Annotated in this window: 11 protein-coding genes; 1 reads left to right on the top strand and 10 read right to left on the bottom strand. The window is 52.6% G+C overall.

The genetic code is table 11. The features are described from left to right. Positions 1-49 precede the first annotated feature (49 nt). From trpB to ACOQPU_RS22930, 9 genes are all read right to left on the bottom strand, one after another. Positions 50-1,255: a tryptophan synthase subunit beta gene (gene trpB / locus ACOQPU_RS22970; protein ID WP_420642167.1), complete on the bottom strand. Its 1,206-nt coding sequence runs from the start codon at positions 1,253-1,255 to the stop codon at positions 50-52. An 80-nt stretch (positions 1,256-1,335) separates the two neighbouring features. After that, the gene (locus tag ACOQPU_RS22965) at positions 1,336-1,878 is read right to left on the bottom strand and encodes an NUDIX domain-containing protein (RefSeq protein ID WP_420642166.1); all 543 of its coding nucleotides are present in this window, start codon (positions 1,876-1,878) and stop codon (positions 1,336-1,338) included. Positions 1,879-1,949: 71 nt separating this feature from the next. Then, a complete protein-coding gene (gene hypB / locus ACOQPU_RS22960; RefSeq protein ID WP_420642165.1) occupies positions 1,950-2,609 on the bottom strand; it encodes a hydrogenase nickel incorporation protein HypB in 660 nt (219 codons plus the stop codon). Further along, on the bottom strand, positions 2,606-2,968 hold the full coding sequence (hypA, locus tag ACOQPU_RS22955; protein WP_420642164.1) for a hydrogenase maturation nickel metallochaperone HypA: 363 nt from the start codon (positions 2,966-2,968) through the stop codon (positions 2,606-2,608). The genes hypB and hypA overlap by 4 nt, the downstream gene beginning before the upstream one ends. A 2-nt stretch (positions 2,969-2,970) precedes the next feature. After that, positions 2,971-4,560, bottom strand: coding sequence for a DUF4268 domain-containing protein (locus ACOQPU_RS22950; RefSeq protein WP_420642163.1), 1,590 nt, complete (start codon positions 4,558-4,560; stop codon positions 2,971-2,973). 11 nt (positions 4,561-4,571) lie between these two features. Further along, positions 4,572-5,288 (bottom strand): phosphoribosylanthranilate isomerase, encoded by a 717-nt coding sequence (locus ACOQPU_RS22945; protein WP_420642162.1) that lies wholly within the window; start codon positions 5,286-5,288, stop codon positions 4,572-4,574. A gap of 89 nt (positions 5,289-5,377) precedes the next feature. Then, positions 5,378-6,976 carry a hypothetical protein gene (locus ACOQPU_RS22940; RefSeq protein WP_420642161.1) on the bottom strand — a complete coding sequence of 533 codons (1,599 nt, stop codon included), beginning with the start codon at positions 6,974-6,976 and terminating at the stop codon, positions 5,378-5,380. Between the two features lie 325 nt (positions 6,977-7,301). Then, positions 7,302-8,072 carry a CPBP family intramembrane glutamic endopeptidase gene (locus tag ACOQPU_RS22935; protein WP_420642160.1) on the bottom strand — a complete coding sequence of 257 codons (771 nt, stop codon included), beginning with the start codon at positions 8,070-8,072 and terminating at the stop codon, positions 7,302-7,304. Further along, positions 8,065-8,997, bottom strand: coding sequence for a CPBP family intramembrane glutamic endopeptidase (locus ACOQPU_RS22930; RefSeq protein WP_420642159.1), 933 nt, complete (start codon positions 8,995-8,997; stop codon positions 8,065-8,067). The genes ACOQPU_RS22935 and ACOQPU_RS22930 overlap by 8 nt, the downstream gene beginning before the upstream one ends. Positions 8,998-9,130: 133 nt before the next feature. Between ACOQPU_RS22930 and ACOQPU_RS22925 the strand changes: the two genes are divergently transcribed. Continuing rightward, on the top strand, positions 9,131-9,955 hold the full coding sequence (locus ACOQPU_RS22925) for a hypothetical protein (RefSeq protein WP_420642158.1): 825 nt from the start codon (positions 9,131-9,133) through the stop codon (positions 9,953-9,955). On the opposite strand, the gene ACOQPU_RS22920 is transcribed toward ACOQPU_RS22925, so the two are convergent. Next, positions 9,949-11,274, bottom strand: a complete 1,326-nt coding sequence (locus tag ACOQPU_RS22920; protein WP_420642157.1) for a ribonuclease H-like domain-containing protein — start codon at positions 11,272-11,274, stop codon at positions 9,949-9,951. The genes ACOQPU_RS22925 and ACOQPU_RS22920 overlap by 7 nt on opposite strands. Positions 11,275-11,311: the final 37 nt, after the last annotated feature.

Raw genomic sequence — 11,311 nt, 5'->3', positions numbered from 1 at the left:
AAGACTTTCAAATCAGTGTCAATCTGTGTTTATCCGTGACCTACCTATTTTATAAGTCCAGCGCAGCCATCACCGTGTTTAAATCTTTGTCGCCACGGCCGCTTAAATTTACCAGGATGATTTGATCCGGGCGCATGGTGGGTGCCTGTTTAATAGCTTCGGCCACGGCGTGGCTCGATTCCAGCGCGGGAATGATCCCTTCCGTTTTACACAATGTTTGGAACGCTGCCAACGCTTCCTCATCGGTGGCATAGGTGTAGCCTGCTCGTTCCTCGTCGCGGAGCAGGGCATGTTCTGGCCCCACGCTGGGGTAATCCAGCCCGGCACTGATGCTGTGCGTTTCCATAATTTGGCCATCGGCCGTTTGCATGACGTAGCTTTTAGTGCCATGCAATACGCCAACACGCGCGATGTTCATGTCAGCAAAGCGGGCGGCGTGCTTGCCGCTGGTAATGCTCTCCCCCCCAGCCTCCACGCCTATGAGATCAACCCCCTCATCGTTGCGGAAAGCATGGAAAATGCCCATGGCATTGCTGCCCCCGCCCACGCAGGCGATGATCGTGTCTGGCAAACGACCGCCTTCGTCCAACATCTGCTGGCGGGCTTCATGTCCAATTACGCTTTGGAAGTCACGCACCATCATCGGGTACGGATGCGGCCCTAGCACAGAGCCGAGCAGGTAGTGGGTTGTTTCCACATTCGTTACCCAATCACGAATCGCTTCGTTGATGGCATCTTTGAGCGTTTTGCTGCCGCTTTCCACCGGGCGAATCTCCGCGCCGAGCAGCTTCATGCGGTAAACGTTCGGCTGCTGCCGAGCAATATCCACGCTGCCCATGTAAACAATGCACTCCAGCCCTAGTAAAGCGCAAGCAGTTGCGGTGCCAACGCCATGCTGTCCTGCCCCCGTCTCCGCCACAATGCGACTCTTGCCCATCCGCTCGGCTAATAGTGCCTGCCCCAAGGCATTGTTGATTTTGTGGGCACCGGTGTGGTTCAAATCTTCCCGCTTGAAGTAGAGTTGGGCACCGCCCAGGCTGGCGGAGAGTCGTTTGGCATGCGTAATGGGAGACGGCCGTCCCACATAACTTTTGAGCAAATGATTAAACTCGGCCAAAAACGCCTCGTCCTGGCGCACCTCGTCGTAGACGCGAATAAGTTCATCCAGTGCAGGCATAAGCGTTTCAGGCACAAATTGGCCGCCATACGGGCCAAATTTGCCCCGTTCATCGGGTACTGACGCAGATTGGATCATAAGATTTTCCTCTCTTTGTTTTGCGAGGCTGATTATAGCAAGGGGTGGGAATTGTGGAAGAAATAATTTCGTTAGAAGATTCAAACAAGCTGCTGCAATCGTTCCGCTGCGAGCAGTAGAACCAGTGCCGACGGTGCGTCTGAGATTTGGCCGCTGCGGGCCATTTTAAGTACATTTGCGATGGGTTTGGTGCGGACTTCGATCACTTCAGCTGGTTCATGAGCGGTTTTGCCCAACGTGACGCCCGTTGCCAAAAAGAAATGGCCGACTTCATCACAAATGCCGTTGGCGGTGTAAAACTGTCCTAAATGCTCTAATGATTCACACGTGCCGCCTACTTCTTCATGCAGCTCTTCAAGAGCCGCTTCTGCCAATGTTTGGCCAGGCTTTACGCCGCCCGCTGGCAACTCCCAACACCAATCGTCCACCGTGTAGCGGTAGCTGTAGCAGAGCACAATTTCTTTTTGAAGCGTGACTGGCAATATCCAAACGGCCGTTGCCTTTGTCACCGTGTTGTAAACGCCCTGGCTGCCGTCGGGCAGCAAAATCTCATCCTGCCGCACGGCGTACCAGGGGCAAGACCAGGCAATCTTTGAAGATAATGTTTTAATCGGCTTCGTCATGTTTTTTTTAGCCACAGAGAACACAGAGGAAAAGGAGAAAACCCCTCTTAAATCTCTGTGTTCTCTGTGGCTTAATTTTTTTGCAGGCGGGTAAGCAGCCAATTTTTCCACGCTTCGGTGCCTTCGCCAGTTTTGCAGGAGAGCGGGAAAAATTGCACGTCTGGGTTAAGTGCCTTGATGCCAGCCTTGAAGTAATCAAGGTCGAAATCAATGTAGGGCAGCAAATCCATTTTGTTGAGGATGAGTGCGTCAATGCCCCGGTAAATGTTGGGATATTTGTATGGCTTGTCATCTCCTTCCGGCACGCTGGCGACGACGATATTGAAGTGGGTTCCTAACTTGAAGGAGGCGGGGCAAATGAGGTTACCTACGTTTTCCACGATAAGCAATTCAATCTTGTCCAGGGGAAGCTGATGTAGCCCGTTGGCGACCTGCACCGCATCCAGATGGCAGTTGCCCCCGGTGTTGATTTGGACGGCTGGCATACCGACGGCCGTAATCTTATCCGCATCTATGGTGACTGCGGCCGTATCCCCCTCGATGACCCCAATTTTTAGCCGATCTTGCAGCAGCGCAATCGTCTGCAAAATAACGCTGGTTTTGCCAGACCCCGGCGAGGCCAGCACATTGATGCCCAAGATGCCCTTCTCATCCAGCAGTGCCTGATTTTGGGCAGCCAAATCATCGTTGGCGGTCAAAATATTTTCGACGATGGATACACGTTGTTTCATGAGGTTTCTCCAACTGCTGGCTGATCTATTTCAATCGATTCGAGATAAAACTCTTCACCAGCAATGACTTTGCAGTGGGTGCTGCCGCAAGCGGGGCAGGGCAGCGACTCGCGGGGAGCGTAGGTGTGCTGGCAGTTTTGGCACTGCATCTGTGCCGTCACTCGGCGAAAGTGAAGTGTCGCCCCCGCAGCGATGGTGCCTTCGCTGACAAAATCCCAATAAAATTGCACGGAATCATCTACAATGGACGCCAGTTCACCAACCACCAGGTACAGGTCGGTGATGTGGGTAGCCTTACTGCCCTCGGCGTGCCGCAAGGCAATTTCTAGAATGCTTTCGGTGACGGCAAGTTCGTGCATGGCTAAACCAGTTCCTTAGCAACTGCCTCCACGCGCGGCTGCAACACCTGCACGTAATTCATCATCGCTGGAATCGCCTTTTGTCGCAGATTTTCTAGCTCATCTTCACTATCCGTAATATGCCCGTCGAAAATTTGGGCAATCCGCGAGGCGCGGCGATGGTCTAGCCGCTGCCAAGTTAATTCACAGCTAACTTCGGCTTCAATTTCCGCTTTTTGAGCCGCTAACCCATCATAAATTTGTTTGTTCAAGGTTTGGTCTCCGCTATCAATGTAAAGCTCAACGCGGAAGATGCTGCCCCGACCAAAAGAAAATGTAAAGGAAGCCAGCCCTTTGCCTTTTACAGATATTCCCTTTGTCCAATACCAGTTCACACCGTCTGGCATATTTTGCAAATGGTCAAACCCTGGTTTTTGACCCAATTCGTTAATGAGAACGCTGTAAAAATCAATATACGCTTTTTGCCGTTCTTTTATGCGGGCAAAACGTACCACCTCATTCGTCATGTTAACAGAGGCCACACGCCAATCAACATCCAGCCACTCCTTAGACCAGCTATGGCCAACGGAATCATTCGACCACCAGGCGCGATGCTCACGTGCTGACTTGGGCAACGCAAATCCCAAAATTTCTTCAATGTCATCGAAGCTAAGTTTTAACTGTTGGGTGTCTTCTGGTTGAATGTTGAGGAAGATTGCCAGTTTGGCATATTTGCTATCTTTTTCGTCAACTTCATCAATGATTTTTATGTCATTTTCGGGAATTTTCTCAAGAGTTTCTGTGGATTCTATTGGAAGAACTTCTTTTGCTGTATCAAAAGTACCTTCAGGATAAACTGGATCATTTCGCTTGAACCAGAGTTGGGCAAATTTTAGCTGCTTCCGCTGGGCTGGGGTTGGGTTTGCCCGAAAATGTGCCCACGGATTACGAATTTGCCGCACAATATCCAGCAAATTGGCCAATGCTTTTGGTGACACGGAAAAGTGCTTTTTGCCATAGTTGCTCCACGTTCTGGGATGGCAAAAAAGGCGCGTAGATTCCGACAATGTTAAATGATTGTACGGTTTTTCTCGGCCTAACACTTGGTGAATGGCGGAGGATAACTGTGAGTAGTTAACATCTCCGGTGTCGGGGTCGGTGTAGGCTGCTTCAATATGGTCGCGCAGCGATTTCTCAATATCTTCAAGCAAGATCATGTCATAGGCAAGGGCGTGAAAATAATCTGAGGTGTCGTTTACGGTGATGAGATTGATCAGGCAATCTTCTTGATCCACAACGGCAACCGCGCCAGACCTTTGAATGTCCTCGAAGAATTCAGCGACTTCTGCATCTTCCCGATAGAGAGCGATTTTTTCGGCCACGTCAATCACGCGCATTAGCTCTACGCCATCACCAAAATTTCGGAGTGCGTTGGCAACGGAATCGCCTGTTAATAAACCTATTGGCACTTTGCACGCCTCATCCTTTACCACTGGTAAAAAACGTTCGTCGTGGTCAAGCAAGTTGGTGATTGCCGTCAGTAAAGATTCTTGCGGCAGGATGTATTGGGGGGCAGGTTTATTTACAATCAGGTCGGTGGCTTCATACGACATTTCTAAAACTCCTAGTCCATGAGGCTGGCATTTTTCAGGCTGTATTTAGCGTTTTGGATGAAGGCGCGGATCAAGCGAGGGTCTTTTTGGCCGGGACTGGCTTCCACACCGCTGGCGACATCGACAGCAAACGGCCGTACCACCCGCACCGCCTCGGCCACATTTTCTGCAGTCAAGCCCCCCGCCAGCATGAGGCCAGGGATTTTCTGGGCAAGCTGGGCACTCATCTCCCAGTTCCCCGTCTCCCCCGTGCCGCCACGCAGGGTGGGATGGTAGGTGTCTATCAGCAAGCTGGGAGATTGGAGAGTAGAGATTGGAGACTGCTTACTGATTACTGAATATTGGTTACCGGTTACCGAATACCACTCCGCATCCGCCTCTGCCTCAGCCAAACTGGTGGGGCGCAGAGCTTTGTAGCAACGGCCGTATATCGGCGATCGCGCATCCCCCACCAAAAAAGGCACTTCCTCACCACTTAGCTGGGCCAAATCCAACCGTACTTCGTCTAGGATTTGGGCCATGCGCTCCCCAGCTTCATTTACAAAAACGCCAACGAGTATCGGACAATTGGGGGTGGCACGCAGCGATTGTACAATCGTTCCTGCTGTTTTTAAGTCAACTGAACGCTTGCTGGGTGGATAGAAGATGAAGCCCAGATAGTCGGCTCCGGCGGCAACGGCCGTTTGCGCATCTTCCAAATTCGTCAGGCCACAAATCTTTACTTTCATGCGCCTATTATGCCGCGTGGCGGCAGGCAAGCAAAAAAAGACCGTTTCACCAGATGGCAAAACGGTCTTTAAAAAGATAAGGCTAGAAATTACGGGGTAACAATACCAAAAATTTGGAATACATCTGGCAAGGTTACGACGGAGCGCACGCCAGTAAGCGCATCATACTGCTGCAATTGGCCATTGAAGTTTTCGTCGTAATCCAGGAACAGCAGCAAGTGCTCGTTGACCCAGAACGATTCGCCCCCGTTGTGAGCAATAAACAGCGGCGGCTGGCCATCCTGTGTGTAAAGCCACAGGCCATCATTCTCAGCCACGCCGGTAAACTGGCGCAGGGCAATCAAGTTGGGGTCTTCGCTAAAAACCGGATTGGGGTAAGGGCCGCCAAAAGCTGCGCCTGTAAAAGAAGGCAGGGTTGCGACAGAACCACTTTCCAGATCAAACACCGCTATCTGCACGCTCATCCCGTCAGAAACTAGCCAGGCCAGGAAACGGCCGTCCACTGACCACCCCGGCGAGCTATAAACCCCTTCCGGCGCACCAGAAAATAGTGACCGACCGAACAAGGTCACGCCACTATCAGGACGATAAATCCAGGTCGTCTGGGTATCGTCGGGGCTCAACATCACCGTGCTGTAAGCAATCGCCCCAGAGGCAGAAATCGCCGGAAAACTGCTCATCAGATGTTCTTCATTCACAACTGTTAGTTGCCCGGTTTCAATATTAATCAGTGCCGGATGGCCGACAGTGGGACCATCTTCAGCAATTGGGTCAAGCCGCACCCCAGTCAGAATCGTGCGATTATCGTACCAAAAGCTAAAGCCCGTCAGGTGGGTACCGTCTTCGTCATGGTCGCTGGTAAGCTGGCTGCTTTCGCCAGAAGCCACATCTAATACAAACAAATCCCCCTGAATCTGGTAAAAAGCGTGTTGGCCATTGGGCGACGGCACAGGCACAACCCCTTCCTGGAACAAAAACTGCTCTGGCTGGCCCTCAGCACTGACCTGCCACAAGCTGCCGTCAACTTTGGTGTACAGCAGGCCAATCGGGGCGGGCTGCTCGTCCATAATGGGCAATTCAGCCGAATCGGGCAAAAAGCCGTCAGGGGCTAAAATCATCGCTTTCCAAGCAAAACGGCCGTCTGCCAATTCCTCTACAAACAAAATCGCTTCATCTTGACCAGTTGCGCCCCAGCCAGAACTGTGCCAAACGGCCGCTACCGTCACATCGGGCCCCATCATTTGCTGTGGGTCTTGTCCATCCAGCATGGCGCTGATATCAGCGTCTGGATTGAACTGCACCATTGCCACTTCTGGCAGCATCATTTCCAGTTGCGCTGCCATTTGGTCTGGGGTCAGCAAAGACCATTCAGACCGGTACGGGCCAAAGCCAAAGGGATCGCTCATCAGGCCTGGCAGCGCGGCAAAATCACGCACAGTTAGCGCAGTTTGCAGCGTGGTTGTAAATTCGTCTAAAGCATTGGCGGGAACAGCTGTTTCTGTAGGAACGGCCGTAGGTTCTTCAACAACCGCCACAGTGGGGGTGATATTAGGCACGGCCGTTGGCTCACTGGTATCGATAACGGCCGTCGGTGAGGCCACAGCATCTGGTTCCGTTACGGTCGTACAGGCTGCCAACAGAAAAAACGAAAAAATAGTAGCAAGAACAAGCAATTTACGTGTGGTCATCTATTTTTTTACACAACGCTCCTGGTCCGCTTCTCGAACCAATTTTTTATTTGATGGTACTTTGACACATCTTGGCAAAGTATGACAGATCGGAGCATATGAAAATGGATGGAATGGGAACGGCTGGTGCACGCAAAGGCTACGTGACCAATGGCTTGCTTAAGCTACGGCCATGACGCTTTCATAACGCAGCCACACTATGCTAAAGAATGGAGCTGGTGAAATGGTACCAGCGTCGGGATGAGCTAGATACGTTGGTGGCAGTTGTTCAGGCAGAACGGCCGTCTTCCGTGCTGGAACTGCAACAAAATCAATAATCTAACCGCTACATCAAACCTGGAACCAGCTCGGCCAACGCCAGCACCAAATAGAGCAGCAGAACTGCCGCGCTGTTGGTGGTGATGTGGATAACGATGGGTATGAACAAGGAGCGCGTACGCTCGTAGGCAATGGCATTCACCACGCCAATAACGGCACTGGCAAATACCACGCCGATACTATCGGCATGGGCAACGCCAAAAATGGCGGCACTGGCCAACACCCGCAGCCAAACGCGCCCCGTTTTGCCCCAAAACCAGGTGTGCAGCAAGCCGCGAAAATACAGCTCTTCAGAGATTGGCACCAGTAGCCCAGCACCAATGAGGGTGGATAAGAAGCCAAACCAGCTAAATTCGGCCGCACCGCCCAAAATGAGATCGCTACGCGCCTGTACGCTGTCCAAATTCCCTTCAAGCAGCCACTGAACCACTAACCCCAACACGGCTCGCGCAGGCATCAGCAGTAGCGAAAGCCCAACGCCGATGAGTAGCCATTGCCAATGCCAGCGAAACGGCCGTATCCCCAACGCATCCCAGCGAATCCGCCCCCGACGCACGCCCAGCAGGTAAGTGGTGCCGCCTAGGCAAATAAAGTTAGCCAAAAAGAGCAAGAAGCTCGCCCCCGGACTCAGCTCCGTTACGATCAGCCCAACCAGTGCAGACAACAAAAAAAACGACCCAAAGCCAACCAGCAAATATAGCACCAAATCGAGCCAGCTTTGCGGCTTTGGCTCTGCTTCAGGCAACTTCTCGGGGGTAGGCTGTACCGTCTCAACCATTCGTCACGCCCTCAATAACTGGCTCCGCCCGACGACCAGGCCGCAATAAAACCAAGTAAAACAGAATGGCCATTACCCAAAAGGAAACCAGCGCATAAACAGGGTCTAGCTCTGTCACCAAAAAGATAGATTCGGATTGCAAGGCGGAGCTAGTGTAGTTGGCAAACAGCGCAGCGTACAAATTATTGGCGGCGTGTGCCCCAATTGCCAGCTCTGCCGAATTGTCGCGAAGGGTAATGAAAGCAAAAAAGGCACCGATGCTCAGGTAAAACAGGGGCAGCAAAATGGCACTGGCGGCCAATTCTGGATTGCCCAAATGGGGAAACATAAACAAGAGGCCATTGACAAACGCCAGCACCCAGAAGTTGCGGCTTAGATGCCCGGTCATTTGGAGCAAGTAACCGCGAAACAGCAGCTCTTCGGCAGTCGTTTGCATGGGAACGAGCAACAGCACAAACAGGGCAAAGGGCAAAAAGCGGCGGGCATCAAAGACCACCGTGTAAATTTCTGGATTGAGCAAATATTCTACACCGCTGGCCAGGGCAACCAGCAGCAGCCACAGGCCAAACCCCTGCCCCAGCCGTCGCCAATTTAGCTTTTTGGCAGGGGTGATAATGGTGCGAAACGGCCGTCCGTGTACAAAGCGCACCACAATGAACACACCCACAATCAACATGCCAAAACTGAGGTTGAGTGCCACGTAATTGATTATTGGGTTGACACCTTCAATGAAACCAGTTTGCAGATTTACGGCCGTATCTGGATTCCCATCCGCCATCACCCAAACTACAGGCACAATGACGAATACAGAGCCAAGAATAAACCAGAAAAACAAAATTAAAATGATGCCAAAGAAGTAGCGAAACCAATCCGTCTGGCCTCGCCGAACCTGATCCAAAAATGAAAGCGAATGTTCATTCTCCATGCAAAAATCCTTAGAAAAACTGTATAGAAACAATTAGCTATTTGCCATGAACCGGGCAAATCCTGTATATCATACCTCAGCGACACGTAAAACGAACGTTTGATTATTTACCGATAATTTTCGGAGGATATGCATGAAAAACCAGATTGATCACACGAAACGGCCGTTCCACACCCACCTACTCCTCACACTCATTTACGGCGCAACCCTGTTGCTTTTAACCCACATCCCGGCGCTGAATGCAGAAAACGGCCGTCCCGACTCAGAAAATGCGCAGCTTTATCTACCGCTGGTAGTGAAACCGCTCGACTGCGGCATTGCCGACGCCAGCTACAGCAGCCTCCCCATCGCTTCTGATCCCATTACCCGCCCCGCCTGGGACCACCCAGACATCAACCTTGCCGTCCGTGGGTACGAAGAAGTAAGTGCCAGCCTGATGCTAGTAGATTATGGTGGGGGCACCGACGCCAACGCCCCACAGCTAGACACGCTCTTCAGCCCCGCACGGGTACCAATCTTTACCAACGCTTATCAAATTTACCGCTGGGATTGGGCCTGCAACTGCCGCCTGGACCTGATGAGCACGTGGCCCACCACCCTGCTGGGCATGGGCACCAGCGAAGGCGACCCCATCCACGTGCCCGATTCCGGCTATGACATTGGCGGCGGCAACGACGTGATGGTGCTGTACGCCACCGACAACCGCATCACCCTCAAATACACCCGCGAAGACAATGTGGTGCTCGGCTACACCGTCCACATTGAGGATGTTTGTGTCGATCCGGCATTGGTGAGCCTGTACGTCACGCTGGACGCCGCCGGACGCGCTCAGCTTCCCGTGTTGGCAGGCGGGCAGGCATTTGGTCGCGCTCTGGGGGATGAGATTAAAGTTTCTATTCGGGATACGGGCAACTTTTTAGACCCGCGCTCGCGTAAAGATTGGTGGCAAAATCAGTGAGCTTTTTGCTTACGCTGTAGACGAGCGCGTCTATGCTCCAGTTCGGTACGCACAGGCTGCTGCCTGCGACCCCAACCAGCAACCAATGTGAGTGCCTGCTCTGTCCACAGCAACGCCTGATCCAGCTCCTGCGTTTGCCACTCATAATATTTGGCCAACTCTTCATGCGCGGTCACATCGTCAAAGCTGGTGGCGGCGATTTGCTGCCACAGGGGGAGTGCTTCGGCGGAACGGCCGTTTCGCTTCAAAAGCAAGGCCAGCCGGTGCAAATTCTGATGGTACAGTTCCAGCGGCAAATCTCCCTGCGCCGCCAGCCGCAGATTTTGCTCTGCCGCCTTCTGCAAACCCAAATCTGCCTGCCACCGCCCCAGGCTGTACAGATCGATGGGATGGTCGCTGGGGTCTGGCTGGCTGAGCAGGCGCGTCACCCGCGCCGCCAGCGTCACCATCGACACCATGTCAATCTGGTTGTGGTAGAAAACGCGCACCAGTTCGCGGGCATCGCCGCTGTGCAGATAGTTGTTGTACAGGCTGGGAATCAGCCAGCCCGGCACATCTTCCTGGCTGCGACGCAGTCCGAGCAGGTTGTTCTCTAGCGAGCTGAGGGCACAGGAACCAAGCCGATGCCGCCACAGCCGCCGAGCCGGATGCAGCAGATCGAAATGCGGCCGTTCCGCCAAATCAGTCGGCAAGCGATTCATAATAAATCGCCCTTCCAGCAGGGGGATATCAAAGGAACGGCCGTTAAAGGTCACCAATCCTGCTTTTTGTGTAAGCAGTTCATCCAGCAGCAGCAACATCGCTGGCTCATCACCATGATCTCGCAAAAAGTATTGGCGTACCACAAACCGTTCACCATGCGTGCTAGGCTCAAAGAAGCCAACGCCCACCATGAACGCTAGCGTACCTGCCCCAGCCAACCCGGTGGTTTCGGTATCCAAAAAGAGAAAATCTCGGAAATCATGCGCTGCCAACCGCTCATCTTTTATAAACGGAGCGGCCGCAGCAGGCGCAAAATCAAGCAGGTCTGCTAACCGATCGTCGCCATGCTGATGACTCAAATTGTAAACATTGTCCAATACAAAGCAGTCGCCATCTGCGGCGCTAACGAGTTGACCCCCAGGCAGCAACTTTTCCAGCGGCTGGATGTCGTCGGCATCAGTTGGGGCGAGCGGTTTTTGGTTGGGAAACGGCCGTAATAGTTCATCATCGACTGGCGGAGCAGGTTTGAGCGTGCGCGGCGTTTTTAGCTGCCGTGCCCCGCGCACCACGCCCAGGCGACGCAATTTTGCCTGTAAATCGCTGTTTTTATCGGCCATATGTTCTGATTGTAAGATGCCAAAGAGGGAATAGCAA

It is taken from the genome of Candidatus Leptofilum sp. (genome assembly GCF_965223285.1).
GTDB lineage: Bacteria > Chloroflexota > Anaerolineae > Promineifilales > Promineifilaceae > Leptofilum.
This window is presented reverse-complemented; position numbering and strand designations above follow the sequence as displayed.